The sequence below is a fragment of the Pseudomonas sp. P1.31 genome (assembly GCF_001269815.1).
GTDB classification, from domain to species: Bacteria; Pseudomonadota; Gammaproteobacteria; order Pseudomonadales; family Pseudomonadaceae; genus Aquipseudomonas; species Aquipseudomonas rustica.
Genome location: NZ_LHVN01000019.1, coordinates 305,516 through 322,463, shown reverse-complemented (window position 1 = coordinate 322,463; position 16,948 = coordinate 305,516). Strand labels below are relative to the sequence as shown.

The window sequence follows — 16,948 nt, the reverse complement described above, 5'->3', positions numbered from 1 at the left end:
GGAATGAACATGCGTAAAAACGCGACCCGGCTTCTCAGTACCGCCATCGCCTCCGCACTGCTGCTCAGTGCCTGTTCGTCGACGGAACCGAAACCTTCCACCGACGAGGAAAACCGCCAACGCATCATTGCCGATCAGTCGCGCATGTACTCCGGGCAGGAACCGGTCACAGCGCCGATCACCTTTTACGACGCAGCAGCCCGAGCGCTGAAATACAACCTCGACTATCGACTGAAACTGATGGAGAGCGCGCTGGCCTCAGACCTGCGTGATGTGTCCAGCCATGAAATGCTGCCGAAGCTGGTGGCCTCCGCCGGTTATGCCGGACGAAACAATGACTCCGGCGGCACCTCGATCGGCATCGAGGATCGTCAGGTCAGCTTGCGGCCATCGACGTCAGAGGAACGCTACCGCGAAGTCTACGGCCTCGGTCTGAGCTGGAGCCTGCTGGATTTCGGCGTCGCCTATTACCGCACGCAACAGAAATCCGACCAGATTCTGATGGCCGAAGAACGCCGGCGCAAAGTCGCGCAAAACGTCCTGCAGGATGTGCGCAACGCGTACTGGCGAGCACTCGGCGCGCAACGTTTGATGCCGGAAGTCGACAAGCTGTTGATGCGCACCCACACCGCGCTGACCTCCGCGCGTGAAGCGGAAACCCGGGGCCTGTTGCCGCGTCAGGAGATCCTCGCCTATCAACGCGCCCTCCTCGACTCGATCTACCTGCTGACCGTGCGCCGTCAGGATCTGGAGTTCGCCCAAGCCGAATTGTCGGCGCTGATGTCGCTGCCACCGGGCTCGAAAATGGTGCTGGCTGACGTGCCCGATCCACCGCTGCCGGAAGTGCGCCAGAGCATGGCGCAGCTTGAGCAGTTGTCGCTGGAGAACCGCCCGGAAATCATGGAAGAGTGGTACCGCAAACGCGTCAACCAGAAGGATCTGGAGATTGCCAAAGCGCAGTTGTGGCCGAACGTCAGCGTCGATTTCGGCTACAAGTACGACTCGAACAAATACCTCTACAACAACGACTGGATGAGCACCGGCCTGCAAGTGTCGACCAACCTGCTGCGCCTGCTGCAACTGCCGTCGCTCAATGCTGCGGAGAAATCCCAGAGCGAAACCGATGACACCCGCCGCGTGGCGCTGTCGATGGCGATTCTCACGCAAGTGCGCGTTGGCACCCTGCGCTATCAACTGGCGCGTCAGGAAGTGGAGTTTGCTGAAGACAGCCTGCGCGTCGACCGCAGCCTGCTCGACTATGCGCAAGCCGCAAAGACCGGCGCACTTGGCTCGGAGCTGGAAGTGATCCGCTCCGAAGGCCGTTATCTGCTCTCGCGTTATCAGCGTGAAGCGGCGTTCTCCAGTGCCCAAGCGGCGTGGGGGCGCATGTACAACTCGGTCGGTCTCGATGTGCTGCCGAAGGAAATCGACCAACACGACATCAAGACCCTGTCGCGGGAAATCCAGCGCACCCTGAACCAACAAGAACAGCAACGCCTGCTCGTCACTTCGCAAGGAACGCCGAATGCGCAAAATCGCCCTTGAGCCCCGTTTCGGGGTTCTGTTGTTGGCCTGTCTGATCCTCAATGCCCACGCCGAAGACGCACCTTCGGCCCCGTCCCTGGAAAGCGCGAGCGCCATTCGTGTGTTGCTCGCTTCCGAGCTGGAAACCACGCTGTCGAGCCAAATGAGCGGCACCCTCGGTGAACTGAAAGCCGGGTTCGGCGAACAGGTCGGCAAGTCCGAACTGCTCGCCCGCTTCAACTGCAACGAGGCCGAAGCGCGGGCCAAAGTCGCGGCGGCAGAACTGGCCATGGCCAAACAGAATCTGGAGGCAAAAAAACAACTGCGCCAACTCAATGCCGTTGGCGATATCGAAGTGTCGATGGCCAACACCGAAGTGCAAAAGGCCGACGGCGCGCGGGCCATGGGTGCCGCGCAAAGCAGTTATTGCCAAGTGCTCGCACCGTTTGCCGGGCGCGTGGCCAAGGTGTACGTCAAGCCGTACCAGACCGTCACCGCCGGTACGCCATTGTTTGATCTGGTCAGCGATGGCGCGCTGAAGGTGCGTTTGAACGTGCCGTCCAATCTGCTGAAAAATCTGAAACCCGGCCTACCGCTGCAAGTCAGCATTCATGAGACCGGCAAGACCTATCCCGCGCATGTCAGCGGGATCAACTCGCGCGTCGATGCGGTAGCACAAACCGTCGAACTCGAAGCGCGCCTCGACAACAAATATCCCGACCTGATGGCGGGCATGAGCGGCACGGCGCAATTTGATCAAGCTGCGCAACCATGAGCATGAACGAGCAACTGCCGCACCCTCACCTGCTGCTCGAACTCGACGCGCTGCGCGACAAGGCCATGGCGGCCGACTCGCTCAACGCGTTGGCATTCAGCATGGCCAACGACTTATATCCGTTGTTGCAATTTCATCAGGCGCTGGTGTTTGCCCAGCGTGAATCATCACTGGAGTTGTTGAACGTCTCGGGATTGTCCCGGCCCAGTGAAGACTCGCCGTACCTGGTGTGGCTGCGCCGCGCCAGTCGCTGGATCGCCACGCAAGTCCCTGCTGGCGAACCGGTGTGGCTGACACAGGAAACGGTCGACGCACCGGCCGACATCGCCGAAGGTTGGGGCGAATGGTGGCCGTCGGGCGTCTGGTGCGTGCCGATCCAGGATCGCGATGAGCAGCGCCTCGGTTTGCTGCTGTTACTCCTGGAGCAAGAACCGCCGGCGGTGTTGTGGCAGCACCTCAAAGGTCTGGTCGGTACGTGGGCGTATTGCTGGGCGGCGCTGACCAAGCGCAAGCGTTTCAATCGCTGGCGGCCCAGTCGCAAGCAATTGCTGCTGACCGCGATTGTGCTCGGTGCCCTGCTGCTGTTGCCGGTGCGGCAAACCGCGCTGGCGCCGACCGAAATCGTCTCGCGGCAGGCACAGATCATCAGTTCGCCCATCGATGGCGTGATCGAGAAGATCGAGGTTCGCCCCAATCAACCGGTCGATGCTGGCACGCTGCTGTTTTCCCTCGACGAAACCACGTTGCGCAGTCGCGCCGAAGTGCTCGGCAAGGAAGTCGCGGTGGCCGATGCCGAGTTGCAGGCGGCCAGTCAACGCGCGTTCGACAACCCGCAAAGCAAAAGCGAATTGACCCTGCTTGAAGGCCGCTCGCAGCAACGGCGCGCAGAACTGGCGGCGGTCGCAGCGCAGTTGAAGCGCACCAAAGTGCTGTCGCCGAGAGGCGGTGTTGCGGTGTTCAGCGATCCCAACGATTGGCTGGGCAAACCGGTGGTGACCGGCGAACGAATCATGCAAGTCGCTGATCCGACGCAACCGGCGATGCTGATTCAACTGGCCGTAGCCGACGCGATCGCGCTGGAACCGGGCGCCGAAGTGACGCTGTTTTTGACCGCTTATCCGCTGACGCCGCTCAAGGGCAAGATCCTTGAAACCAGCTATCAGGCACGGCCGAGTGACGAAGGCGTGGTCGCCTATCGCTTGTTGGCGAGCATCGACGGCGCACCGGAACACGCGCGACTGGGCTTGCACGGCACCGCGAAACTGTATGGCGGTCGAGTGATGCTCGGTTATTACTTGCTGCGTCGACCACTGGCGACAATGCGGGCGTGGAGTGGCTGGTAATGCTCGATCCGGCCGATCTGCCCCTGCCCCCGCTGCGTGAAGACCTGCGCCTGAGCGAGGCTGCCGATGGCAGCAACGGTGAACCGGCGTGGGTGATTCAAGACACGGTGATCAATCGTTTCTACCGCATCGGCTGGCTGGAATTCGAGTGCCTGCTGCGTTGGGGCCAATCACCCCGGCAGATCAGCGAGCAGATAGCTGAAGGCACGGCGCTCAAACCCGACGTCGAACAGATTCTCGATTTCCGCCAGTTTCTTGAACAGCATCAGCTGCTGCGTGCCGGCCCGGCGGCGCTGGAAAAGCTTAAAGCCAAAGGCGAAGAAGGTGGCTGGCTGACCTGGCGCTGGTGGCTGCACCATTACCTGTTTTTCCGTATTCCGCTGCTGCGCCCGCAACAGCATTTGCAGCATCTGGCGAAGGCCTTGGGTTGGCTGTTTCATCCGCTCACCGGCATGCTTGTGCTCGGTTTGAGCCTGCTCGGCATCGTTCTGGTGTTGCAGCAGTGGGACACGTTTACCAGCGCGGTGGTCGAGTCGTTTTCCACCGAAGGCCTGTTCAGTTTTGCCTTGGCGTTGATCGTCGCCAAGACTCTGCATGAACTCGGCCATGCCTTGGTCGCGACACGGCTGGGCTTGCGCGTCGGGCACATGGGCATCGCGTTTGTGGTGATGTGGCCGATGCTCTATACCGACACCGGCGAGAGCTGGAAACTCAGCCGTTCGCGGCAGCGTCTGGCGATTGCCTCGGCGGGGATCATCACCGAACTGTCGCTGGCCGGTCTGTCGACGCTGGGCTGGGCGGTGTGCGATCCGGGGGCGCTACGCAATGCCCTGCTGTATCTGGCGACCACCAGTTGGTTGCTGTCGCTGGCGTTGAATGCCAGTCCGTTCATGCGTTTTGACGGCTATTTCATTCTTTCCGATTTGCTTGATTTTCCCAATCTGCACGAGCGTGCATCGGCACTGGCGCGGGTGACGTTGCGGCGCAATCTGCTCGGTTTGCGCGAGGACTGGCCGGAGACGTTTCCGACCGGTCAGCGGCGACTGTTGGTGACGTTTGCGATCTTCACCTGGGTTTATCGTCTGGTGCTGTTTCTGGGGATCGCGCTGGCGGTCTATCTGTTCTTCTTCAAGGTCTTGGGGATTTTCCTGTTCATGGTCGAACTGTCGTGGTTTATCGCCCTGCCCGTCATGCGCGAACTCGGTCACTGGTGGAAACACCGCGCGGCGGTGCCGAGCCGGCGCAAGGTGCAACTGTATCTGGTGTTGCTGGCGATTCTGGCGGGGCTGGCGATCCCTTGGCGCACGCAGATCGATGCAGTGGGCGTGGCGCGGGCCGAGCATCAGATGCGCGTCTATGCGCCCTACCCGGCGCGGCTGCAATCGATTCACGCCGATGGTCCGGTCGAGGCTGGCACCAATCTGGTCGTGCTGGATGAGCCGGACATCGCCTCGCGCGTACGCAGCAGTGAAGCCAATGCACGTAGCTATGAAGCGCGGCTGTCCGGGCTGATCGCCGATCCCGGTGGTTTGGCTGAGGATGCCGTGACCCGTCAACGTCTCAACGTGCAATTCGAAGAAGCCCGCGCGGCCCGCTCGGAAATCGCCCGGCTGAATCTGCAAACACCGTTTTCCGGGGTGTGGCTGGACGTCAACCCGGACTGGAAACCGGGGCAATGGGTCGGTCGTCAAGAATCGCTGGGCATGCTGGTTGACCCGCGCAGCTGGCAGGTGGATGCGTATGTCGCGCAGGATCAAGTGCACCGCATGGCCATCGGCGACCACGTACGCTTCTACCCCGACGGCCAGACCACGCCACGTAGCGGCCGCGTCCTGCAAATCGGCAGCACCCGCGCGAGCCAGTTGTCCCACCGCATGCTCTCGTCACGCTTCGGCGGCCCGGTACCCACCACGACTGCCGAGCACTCGTTGATCCCGAGCAGCGCTTTGTTTCAGGTACTGATCCAGCTCGACGAACCCATGCCCACCCTTCGCGAAACCCGTGGGCATCTGAAAATCGAAGGCGAACGGCGCAGTTTGCTGGCCGATGGTGCAACGCATGTATTGGCGGTGCTAATGCGCGAAAGTGGCTTCTAACCCCCAAGCTCTCAGTCCATCCCCCTCACCACAAGCAAAGGCTGTCCTCCAGACACACCCCAACCCTTGAGAACACATCCAACCCTGTGGCGAGGGGATTTATCCCCGATGGGCTGCGAAGCGGCCCCAAACCCGCAAACCCGATACATCAGACACACCGCATGCAATGGCTTCACGACTGCTGCGCAGCCGGTCGGGGATAAATCCCCTCACCACAGGGGAATGGGGGTCACCTCAGAAAACTGCACTTCTGCGAAACCCAGCTAGCCATCAAACCCAATTCCACTGACACACCACAAACCCTGTGGCGAGGGGATTTATCCCCGATGGGCTGCGAAGCGGCCCCAAAACCTACAATCCCGGCACACCAGACACACCGCATGCAATGGATTTGCGACTGCTGCGCAGCCGAACGGGGATAAATCCCCTCACCACAAGGAAAGCGGTTACCCAGAAAAATCTGCACTTCTGCTGACCCCAGCCAGCCATCAAATCCAATTCCACTGACACACCACAGGGAATGGGGAGCTTCAAGGTGGTGTGTAGGTAGCTCTGGGGAAATTCAGCCCGCCACCACAAAGATGATGATCGGCCCGCACACCGCCAGCAGCACATTGGAAATTGCATAACACACGGTGAAGCCAATCACCGGTGTATTGCTGCCGGACTGCTCAATGATCTTGTTCATCGAAGCCGCCTCTGTCTGTGCCCCAGCCAATGCGCCAAAAAGAATCATCGGGTGCAAGCGCAGCACGTAGCGACCGAAGTACAGTGCCACCAGCGGCGGCACAATCGTTACCACGGCGCCGGACAGCAACAACGCCAGCCCTTGCTCTTTCATCGCTGCAAACGCCGCTGGCCCGGCCAGCAGGCCGACCACCGCACCAAACGCGGTCAGGCCGAACTCGGAAAACGCCCATTGCGCCGCCGGTGGCAACGCGCCGATTTCCGGGTGGCGCGAGTTGTACCAGCCAATCACCAATGCCGCGACCAACACCCCGCCGCCAATACCCAGTTCCACCGGAATCATGCCGATATGCGTCGACAGCAAGCCGATCAACGAGCCCACGACCATGCCCAGCGTGTGCATGGCGATGTCACTTTTGTAATTGTTCTTGCGAATGCGCCCCAGCCGTTTGGCGATCATTTCGACGCTGGCGGTGCGCCCGGTCAACGTAATCACATCCCCCCGGCGCAACACCGTGTTCGGCAACAGAGGCAAGTCATAGCCCTGACGTGTGATGTTGTTGACGAAGCAGCCCAGGCGCTTGTCATTGGCTAAACGGCTTTTCGCCTGATGAATCGTCTTGCCGGCGAACTCCGCCGAGGTCAGCACAATGTCCACCTCACGGGTCGGAAACGACAGCGACTCAGGATGATCGATCTCCGGCCCGACCCAATGGCTCAGCGTGCCCACCGCGTCGCGCAAGGCATACACACCGACCACATCCCCCGCCATCAACACAAAATTTTCATCGCGCTCGATCACCTGCCCGGCCCGCACCACGCGCTCGACCGTCAGCGATTCGTGCAGCTTTTCGATGTCGATGATCCGCTGCCCATCGGCCTGACCATTGCTCGCCACCTGATGCGCACGCACAACGATCCTCGTGTACGGCACGGTGATCGCCTCTTCTTCCTTGGCGATCCCCAGTTCCAGCTCCAGTTCACGCGCCGATTCGCGCAGATTCACACCGAGCAACTTCGGCGCAATGCTGCCGACAAACACGATCAAACCAATGGTGCCGAACAGGTAGGTGATCGCGTAGGCAATCGCCATGTGGCTGTTGAGTTTCGCCACGGCTGCCGCGTCGAGACTCAACTGATTGATCGCGCTGGTCGCGGTGCCCATGATCGCCGTATCGGTGAGCGCACCGGCACCGAGTCCGGCGGTGAAACCGGCGTCGAAATCAAACAGCCAATACATCGCCAGAATCGCCACCAATGCCGTCGCGCACAACACCACCGACAACAACACCAGTTTCAGCGTGCCGCGATTGAGGCTGCCGAAAAACTCCGGCCCGCTCTTAAAGCCGACGGCGTAGATGAACATCACGAAGAACACCGACTTCAACCCCGTCGGCACTTCCAGACCGATCTGGCCGATCAGCAACCCCATCAACAGCGCGCCGGCCACCGAGCCCAAATGAAAGCTGCCGATGTGAATGCGCCCGACAAATACGCCCAGCGCGATCGCCAGGAACACGGCGATTTCCGGATCAGCGCGTAACGCGTGAAGGACAAAATCGAGCATGGTGCGGACTCCCTTGCAGCGACGGTCACTGATCCTTCGGTTCTTGCGCCGGCGAGGTAAACCACTTCTCTCGCGGCACCCACTTCTCGGCCTGCGGATCGCCCAGATAATGCGGCGACATGATCTGCACGCCGTACTCGTTGAACACGTCCTGAATATTGGCGTGGAGCATGCTCAACAGCACCGCGCGTGGCCGTGGCTGACTCGGAATCGCCTGCGCCACCAGTCGATATTCCGGGTAGAAATCCGACAGCGCGGTCTGAAACACCTGCGCCGCCGGGTCTTCGAGAATCCCCGGCGTGCGTTTGGCCGCTTCCAGCAGCATCGCTTCGACCTGCCGCCACGGTGTGTCGTAGCCGATGGTCACCACCGTGTCGACCACGTAACCCGGGCCTTGCACGGTGCGCGAGTAGTTCTTGGTCACGGTACCGGTGATCAGTGAATTGGGCAGTGTCAGCACTTCACCAAGCCCCGTGCGAATACGCGTGGTGAACATGCCCAACTCGGTGACCGTGCCTTCGTATTCGCCGATTTTGACGAACTCGCCCGGGCGCAATGTGCGGGTATAGGTGAGGATCAACCCGGCCGCTGCCTGCCCCACCACGCTGGTCGCACCGAGGGAAATCATCAGACCGATCAACACCGACAAGCCCTTGAACGCATCGGTTCCGGCGCCGGGCAGATACGGATAAGCCATCGCCAGCGCAAACAACCAGATCGCCAGCGACGTCAGCCGTTGGGTCGGTTGCAGGGTTTCGTGATTGAGCCAACTGAACGTGCCCGGCGTCGACATGCGCCGCAGCATGCGCCGGGTAAACGCAGTAGCGCCGCGCGCAATAAAGAAAATCGCCAACGCCACGCCCAATCCCGGGACGGCGCCGACGATGCCTTGCAGCAGATAGTCGGCGAGTTCGAACAGGTAGTTGTTGAGGCTTTCACCCCAAGGCCGGGTGTAGGGAAACCGCGACAGGACAAAGCCCAGCCACTCATAGGTCAGCAGCAAAATCACCAGCCAGCGCAGCACCAACAGTAAACGGCTGACCAAGGGATAAAGGAAATTGGCGTCGATGACCTGCACCCGCCCGACCTTCAACGCCTTGGTGTGGCGATCCATCAGTTCGGGGAGTTTTCTCAGCAAGCGCCGGCGCATCCAGGCCAGCGCCCACAACAACGCGACATAGATGACGGTGGCCACCGCCGCCAAGGCCAGCGACCTGATGATCAGATCCATGCTGCGCGCTTCACGGGTCTCGGAGACGACCTGACGCAGTTTTTCAGCCGCACCTTCGGCGGCCTGCTGCACCGAGGAATATTGCAGGCTGTCGACATCGTTGGGTGAAACGATGAATGCCCGCTTGTTGCCGAGCAGCACCATGTAACTGTTCTGGATCGAGTCGATGCTGATGTTCAGTTCGGCGTCCTCATCGAGCGCTTCACTGATGACCATTTTCGCCCGTTTGACCCGCGAGGCCGGCGCCTCGCCCAGAATGGTTGCGCGAAACGTAATGATGCTGCGGTTGGCGACCTTCAACTCGACCGCGTCGTTATCCGGTTTTGCGGCGGCATCAAGCGCCCATCCAGCCCCGCACCAAAGCGTTGCGAAAACCACCATCAATACTGCCAGCAGCCTGCTTCGCATGCGCCTTTTTCCTTACGCCACAGTTATTTGTGAGGGATACGTAAGGCAGCGTAGTTGAGCGATGAACGGTTGTCAGATTTCCTCTGCCAACAGTTGTTGTACCCGCCAGTTGCGCGGAGAAACGCCCGTCCATTGTTTGAAATGACGGCTGAACACCGAGACGTCGGCGTAGCCCAGATTCAGCGCCAGGTCGGTGATGCTGGTCTTGTCGTGCAGCAGATTCTGTTTGGCGATTTCCAGGCGTGTGTCCTGCAACAAACGACTAAAACTGCTGTTTTCTGCCTTCAGGCGTTTCTGCAAAACCCGAGGCTGTAATCCCAATGAATTACTCACGGCGTCGATGTTGCATTCACCGGTATTGAGCAGGCTGCCGATGAGGTGACACACCTGCGCGCGGAGATTGTCGGGGTATTGAGTCTTGAGCGACTGCATGCGGCTGATCCAGTGTTCACGCATCAAATTCTCATCGGCCAACGGCGAGCGCTTGAGGTATTCGAAAGGAAAACTGACGCCGTCAAATGTGCTGTCGAAGCGGACTTTGCCGTAGACGTTGATGGACTGCCAACCGGGACTTTTCAAGGTGCCTTGCTGCAGGTGCATACGAATTTGCGGGCTGTCGGCACCGCTGAGGATTTTCATTGCGTTGAACAATTGCGCGGCACTGAGCTGACTCAGTTGTTGCAAGCCCAACTCGTTGGTGAAATCGAACCGAAGCTTGACCTCGGCGCGCTCTCCCCGACGACTCAGTTCAAGGTGCAAGCCGCTGGCATGCAGGTACAAATACTGCCGGGCGAAATTCAACGCTTCGCCGATAGTCGCCTGGCGACTGCCGGACAACGCCACGTCGCCGATGGCCAGCAGGTTTTGTCGCGATGCCAAGCGTAAACCGAACAACGGTTCATGGCATTGCCGCGCGGACGCGTCCAGCAAATCCGCAGTCTTTTCGTAAGACAGATAGCTGTTGGGTTCGCGCAATTGCGCAACTACCATGCCGCCATTACGCAGCAGAGTCATCGGGTTCTGCCCAAGCTCGGTCACAAGCGCGCTGTAGCCCTCGATGGCACCGCTGCGTAACAGAAACATTGCCTGCATCCTTAGTCGAAAAGTGGGTCATGAATCAGGTTTCAACCGCCCACTGTCAAGAGGAAGGCTCTTCAACTACTGGCATAACAGGCCCATCAGGATCGGCCGAGTGATACACCCAACCGATGAACAGCTCGTAACCAATCGCCAAAATGACCGGGCCGGTAAACAAACCGATGATGCCACTGGTAATCATCCCACCGAGCGCACCGATCAACACCACCGGCATCGGCACGGCCACACCGCGCCCCAACAGCATCGGCTTGAGCACGTTGTCTGAGAGCCCGGCGATGATCATCCAGACCGCAAAAATAACCGTGCTCGCGCTGACGCCACCTTGGGCAAATGCATAGATCACCACCGGCAGCGTAATCAGCAACACTGGCAGTTGCATGATGCCCAGCAGCAGCACCATCAAGGCGAGTACGCCCGCCGCCGGAATGCCCATGATCACCAACGCCACACCAATCAGCAGCATTTGAATGAACGCGATGCCGACCACGCCCTGCGCCACCGCACGAATCGTCGCGGTACACAGTTCGGCAATCTGCGGCCCGCGTACCGGACCGGAAACCCGTGAGGTAATCGCTACCGCTGTGCGGTGGCCCGCCTCGCCGTTCTTCATGATCAGCCCGGCGAAGATCAGCGCGAGGATGAACACGACAATCCCTGTACCGACTCCGGCCACTTGATGCAACGCCACTTTGCTCCAGTCTTTGAGGTGTGGCGCCACCTGATGAAACGCCCAGCTCAGATCCTGCGAGGCGTGCAGCCAGACGCCATACAGCGGCGCGCCGATCAGCGGCCAGCTCTCGACATTGGCCGGTGGTGGCGGAATTTCGAACTGACCATTCTCTACCGCGTGGATGCCGGTTTGCACCGAGTCCGCCACCGAGGCACCCAGCAGACTCAACGGTAGCATCAGGATCACCAGGCCCAGAATGACCAGAATCACCGACGCCCAGCCATACCGACCACCGAGCTTTTCACCAAGCATCTGGTTGAGCGGATAGAGGGTGACGGCAAGGATCAGCGACCACAACATCACGTTGAGAAACGGATGAAAGATGTCGTAGCAGAACAGCACCAGCACTGTGATCAGTCCGGCGCGGATGAGTACATCCAGTAATGCTCTGGAACTGTTAAAGGTCAAAAACGGTTTCTCTTCCATTGCTACTCTCCGAGGCTCATTCCTTCAGTGCGCTGAGACTAGAACACATCTGCGCAGTCGTCGTGCTTACGCGTAACAATCCCACAGTTCGGGCATCCACGCCGGTATGCATTCGCAAAACATCAACACTAATTCGCTAAACGCAAAGTCAGAAAACCCTCGGCTGCGTAGCCTTGCATAACTGGCTGAATGGTTTCACTTGTACCTTCAATACGTTTGTCCCGCTCGGCTGCGGCCGATCCTTCCGCCATTTACGCCAACCCACACTGAATCCGCCGCTGCACGTAGCCGCTGCCGCTCGTGTTCGCCTGCGTTGAATTTGGCAAAAGGACCCTTTGCATGAATCACCTCTACCGCGTGGTATGGAATCGCGCTGTACGCCGTTTTGTCGTTACGTCTGAACTGGCTTCTTCGCGCACCCGCAGCGGGTCAGCGAGTCTTGCCGCGACCCTGTTGGTGTCGCTGCTCGGCCCATTGAGCGCTCAAGCAACCGAGGTTGCCGACGGTACCCGCGTGACCCTGGCGCCCGGCGACTACAACACCACCGCCGATGGCGAGAGCGTCATCGAGGCGCGCAACGGCGGTGACTTGAGCGCCAGCGGCGTTGATCTGACGTCTTCGGGCAACGCTGCCACCGGCGTCAGCGCGATTTCCGGCGGCAACATCACCCTCGACAACAGCGATGTGACCACCCATGGCAACGGCGCCACGGGTGTGCTGTCCGCCGGTTTAAGCGGCGATGCCAGCCAAGTCACCGTCAACGATAGCAACGTCACCACCGATGGCAACAATGCCACTGGCATGGCGGCCATCCACTCGGGCGAGATCACTGGCAACAACGTCAACGTCTCGACCTCAGGCTCTGATTCGATCGGCGTAATCGCAGGAGATCCGGCGGCGGCTGGCAGCGATGTACCGATCATCAGCCTGACCAACAGCTCGATCACGACCTCTGGCGCCAATTCGGCGGGACTGGTCGGCCAAGGCCTTAGCGGGGTGTATCTGGGCGACAGCAGCGTGACCACTCAAGGTGATGGCAGCACCGGCATCGTGACCAGTGATGACAGCATCATTACCATCGAAAACACCACCGTCACCACCACCGGCGATAACGCCAATGGCGTGAATGTCGTCAATGATGGTATGCACACACGCTTCGAAATGACCGGTGGCGGTATCAGTACGGCGGGCGATCAGAGCATCGGTCTGTACAACGACAATGGCCATTACGCCAGCGTGACCAATGCGACAGTCAGTACTTCGGGAACCGACTCCGCAGCAATAGTTGCTTTGGGTACCAACAGCACCGGGGTGCGCAGCACTGTGGTTGTCAGCGGCAGTCAAATCACCACCGGCGGCGAGCAATCTGCCGGTCTGGTCGCGCAGGATGGCGGGAGCATTTCCGCCAGCGACAGCGGCGTTACGACGACCGGCGATAACGCTGCCGGTGTTGTGGTGACGGGCGAAGGCAGCCGAGTCAACCTGACCGCGAGTAACGTCGATGCACAGGGCCAGGGCTCGTCCGCCGCACAAATGAGTGGCGGCACACTGAGCCTCAATGGCGGTTCGTTGACCAGCGCCCAGGGCAGCGCGATCGAAATCAATGCCGGCGGCAGCGGCATGTCCCTGATCGATCTGAACCACGGCGCCCAGGCCAGCGGCGGCAACGGCGTGTTCGTGCAAAACAATGACGAGAGCCAGTCTGTCGGCATCAACCTTGATCAGCGCTCCCGCGTGCAGGGCGACATTATTGGCGTCGACTCCAACGGCGACGGGCAAATCACCGCCACCACTGACATGACGCTAAACGACATGTCGAGCTGGCAAGGCGCAACCAACGGCGCAGTGGATCAGCTGGCCCTCAGCGGCGGCAGTGAATGGACGATGACCGGCGATTCAACGGTCGGCCAGGTCGATCTGAACAACAGCACCATCGCCTTCGCCCAGCCTACCAATGGCGACTTCAAAACCCTCACCGTCACGGGCGACTTCAACAGCAACGGCGGCGTGCTGTTGATGAACAGCGAACTGAATGGCGACGACTCTCCCTCCGACATGCTGCACGTCGAGGGCAGCACCTCCGGCCAGGCGTACGTGCACGTCAATAATGTCGGCGGCGTCGGCGACACCACCACCGATGGCATCGAATTGATTCAGGTCGATGGTCAGTCCGACGCGCAGTTCGACCTGGCCGGTCGCGCAGTGGGTGGCAGCGAAGAGTATTTCCTCTATCAGGGCAGCTACACCGATCCTAATGACGGTGACTGGTACCTGCGTTCGGAATTGCCGACTGATCCGACCGATCCGATCGTGCCGCCTCCAGTCGATCCCGGAGAGCCGGGAGATCCGACCGATCCAATCGTGCCTCCACCCGTCGATCCCGGAGACCCGACTGACCCGATCGTGCCGCCACCTCCAACCGCCCCGGCCGTGCCGGTATACCGCCCGGAAGTCGGCAGCTACCTGAGTAACCAGGCCGCAGCAGTGAACATGTTCCAGCTGTCGATGCACGACCGTCTGGGCACGCCGGAACTGGATCCACAAAAACTCAGCGATGATCGCCTCGGCAGCCTCTGGGTTCGGGTCAATCGCACCGACACCGATTACACCGGTGGCAAAGGCCAACTGGACGTCGACAGCGATACCTCGGTGCTGCAGATCGGTGCCGATCTGGCGCATTGGGGCGAGTACGGCCGGGGCATTTTCGGCGTCATGGCCGGTACTGGCAGTAATCAAAATACCACCCGCTCCGGCCTGACCGGCTATAGCTCCAAAGGTGAAGTCGACGGTACCGCCGTGGGTGTCTACGGAACCTGGTTCGCCAATCCGACCGGCGAAACCGGCTTGTACGTCGATAGCTGGCTGCAATACGGCCGCTACGACAACAGCGTGCAAGGCGAAGGTCTGGACGAAGAAAACTATGACTCGCGCACGCTGGCCGGCTCCATCGAAGCCGGGTACTCGTGGAATGTGTTCAGCAATGAAACCTCGCGGGTCTACGTGCAGCCACAACTGCAGATCACCGCGACGCATTACGACAGCGATGATCATCAGGAAACCAACGGCACCGAGATCAAATCCGACGAGGCCGGCGGTGTGACTACCCGCACAGGCATGCGGGTGTACAGCCAGATCAACCTCGACAGCGGCATGAAGGTTCAGCCCTATGCCGACGTCAATTGGTACCACAACAGCCGCGACAACGCCGTCGCCTTTAACGACAGCGTCATGCAGGGCGGCGATCCGAAAGACCGCTACGAGTTCAAGACCGGTGCGCAACTGGTATTGGGCAAGCACTGGAGCACCTGGGGTCAGGTCGGTGTGCAAAGCGGTGAAGACGACTACGGCAACGTCAGTGGCCAGGTCGGTTTGAAATACAACTTCTAATCGCGGCATTGACTACCGCCTCCCCTCACCCGGCCCTCTCTCCCGTAAAGGAAGAGGGGCCGCGCTGTACAGGAATCATTAAAACCGATGAACTTTTCAGAGATTTGGCTCAACGTTCAGCAGTTCTGGAGCTCGCTGGACAACCATCCCTACGTCAACGCCAGCCTGACGCTGTTGGCGCTGTTATTTGTCGCCCTGTTGCTCGGCCGTATCGGCCGCTTTGTGATCGCGCAAGGAGTCGGACTGCTGCGCCGTCAGGCGTCTATGCGCTGGATCGGCGATCTGAGTGACAACAAGGTTTTTCATCGTCTGGCGCAGATCATTCCGTCGCTGGTGGTGCAATTCGGCCTGGCGATCATTCCGGGCCTGAGTGACAGATTGCAAACCATTCTCGGCAACCTCGCGCTGTCCTTCACCCTGTTGTCGCTGGTGATGGCGATCAGCGCATCACTCGATACGATGCTGGTGATCTACGCGCGCACCGAGCATGCCCGTACTCGTTCGATCAAAGGCTACGTGCAACTGGCGAAGATGCTCTTGTATGTGCTCGGCGCCATCATCATTGTCGCCACGCTGATCAATCGCTCACCGCTGTTACTGCTGTCCGGGCTGGGTGCGATGTCGGCAGTGATTCTGTTGGTTTACAAGGACACGCTACTGTCGTTTGTTGCCAGTGTGCAGCTGACCAGCAATGACATGCTGCGGGTTGGCGACTGGATCGAAATGCCGCAATTGGGCGCGGATGGCGATGTGGTGGATATAACGCTGCACACGGTCAAAGTGCAGAATTTTGATAAAACCATCGTGTCGATCCCGACCTGGCGCCTGATGTCCGACTCGTTCAAGAACTGGCGCGGCATGCAGCAGGCGGGCGGGCGCCGGATCATGCGCGACGTGCACATCGATGCCGGCGGCGTACGCTTTTTGAGTGACGAGGAAGAGCGTCATCTGGGTCAGGTGCGCTTGCTCAATGAGTACCTGGCGCGCAAACAACCCGAGCTGCAACGCTGGAACGAAGCCCAAGGCAATGTCGCTGCGCTGTCGGCCAATCGCCGCCGCATGACCAACCTCGGCACCTTCCGCGCGTATGCCCAGGCCTACCTCGACAGCCACCCTTCGATTGCTCCGCACATGACCTGCATGGTGCGCCAGATGCAATCCACCGCTCAGGGCGTGCCGCTGCAAATCTACTGCTTCACGAAAACCACCGAATGGGGCGAATACGAACGCATTCAGGCGGACATCTTCGACTACCTGCTGGCCGTCCTCCCCGAATTCGGCCTCAGCCTCTACCAGCAACCGAGCGGCAACGACTGGCGCGGCGCATTACCCAACACCGCCATGCAACTGGCCGCCACCCGCCATCACGCCTGACAAAAACTGTAGGAGTGAGCCTGCTCGCGATGGCGGTCAATCTGCCAATTCCCCATCGCCTGTCCCACCGCTTTCGCGGGCAAGCCCGGCTCCCACAAGGTTCTTCAGTGCCCACCAAAGCTGCGATCAAACGCCGATAAATGTAGGAGTGAGCCTGCTCGCGAAAGCGGTGGGTCAGACACCCTACTCGACTGACCGACCGCTTTCGCGAGCAAGCCCGGCTCCCACAGGGTTCTTCAGTGCCCACAAAAGCTGTGGCCAGCCACCGATAAATGTGGGCGCGGGCTTGCTCGCGAAGGCGT

At 60.1% G+C, this 16,948-nt stretch carries 10 protein-coding genes; 6 read left to right on the top strand and 4 right to left on the bottom strand.

What is annotated here, in order from left to right; genetic code table 11:
- Positions 1-9 precede the first annotated feature (9 nt).
- From AD669_RS12305 to AD669_RS12290, 4 genes are read left to right on the top strand one after another with little or no spacing between them, the layout of a single operon-like run.
- Positions 10-1,545 (top strand): TolC family protein, encoded by a 1,536-nt coding sequence (locus AD669_RS12305; RefSeq protein WP_053120049.1) that lies wholly within the window; start codon positions 10-12, stop codon positions 1,543-1,545.
- Positions 1,526-2,299 carry an efflux RND transporter periplasmic adaptor subunit gene (locus AD669_RS12300; RefSeq protein WP_053120047.1) on the top strand — a complete coding sequence of 258 codons (774 nt, stop codon included), beginning with the start codon at positions 1,526-1,528 and terminating at the stop codon, positions 2,297-2,299. The genes AD669_RS12305 and AD669_RS12300 overlap by 20 nt, the downstream gene beginning before the upstream one ends.
- Positions 2,296-3,642 carry an efflux RND transporter periplasmic adaptor subunit gene (locus tag AD669_RS12295; protein WP_172680106.1) on the top strand — a complete coding sequence of 449 codons (1,347 nt, stop codon included), beginning with the start codon at positions 2,296-2,298 and terminating at the stop codon, positions 3,640-3,642. Before AD669_RS12300 ends, AD669_RS12295 begins: the two co-directional genes overlap by 4 nt.
- Complete coding sequence (locus AD669_RS12290; RefSeq protein WP_053120045.1) at positions 3,642-5,738, top strand: HlyD family efflux transporter periplasmic adaptor subunit; 2,097 nt, start codon at positions 3,642-3,644, stop codon at positions 5,736-5,738. Before AD669_RS12295 ends, AD669_RS12290 begins: the two co-directional genes overlap by 1 nt.
- Before the next feature lie 562 nt (positions 5,739-6,300).
- On the opposite strand, the gene aspT is transcribed toward AD669_RS12290, so the two are convergent.
- The 4 genes from aspT to AD669_RS12270 form a co-directional block, all read right to left on the bottom strand.
- Positions 6,301-7,992, bottom strand: a complete 1,692-nt coding sequence (gene aspT / locus AD669_RS12285; protein ID WP_053120044.1) for an aspartate-alanine antiporter — start codon at positions 7,990-7,992, stop codon at positions 6,301-6,303.
- 25 nt (positions 7,993-8,017) lie between these two features.
- On the bottom strand, positions 8,018-9,631 hold the full coding sequence (locus AD669_RS12280; RefSeq protein ID WP_053120042.1) for a mechanosensitive ion channel family protein: 1,614 nt from the start codon (positions 9,629-9,631) through the stop codon (positions 8,018-8,020).
- Between the two features lie 72 nt (positions 9,632-9,703).
- Entirely contained in the window at positions 9,704-10,714 is a 1,011-nt protein-coding gene (locus AD669_RS12275) for an AraC family transcriptional regulator (RefSeq protein WP_053120040.1), read from the bottom strand.
- 55 nt (positions 10,715-10,769) lie between these two features.
- Positions 10,770-11,885 carry an AI-2E family transporter gene (locus tag AD669_RS12270; RefSeq protein WP_053120039.1) on the bottom strand — a complete coding sequence of 372 codons (1,116 nt, stop codon included), beginning with the start codon at positions 11,883-11,885 and terminating at the stop codon, positions 10,770-10,772.
- Positions 11,886-12,224: 339 nt separating this feature from the next.
- On the opposite strand from AD669_RS12270, the gene AD669_RS12265 reads away from it, so the two are divergent.
- Entirely contained in the window at positions 12,225-15,272 is a 3,048-nt protein-coding gene (locus tag AD669_RS12265; RefSeq protein ID WP_053120037.1) for an autotransporter outer membrane beta-barrel domain-containing protein, read from the top strand.
- A gap of 87 nt (positions 15,273-15,359) precedes the next feature.
- Entirely contained in the window at positions 15,360-16,646 is a 1,287-nt protein-coding gene (locus AD669_RS12260; protein WP_053120035.1) for a mechanosensitive ion channel family protein, read from the top strand.
- Positions 16,647-16,948: the final 302 nt, after the last annotated feature.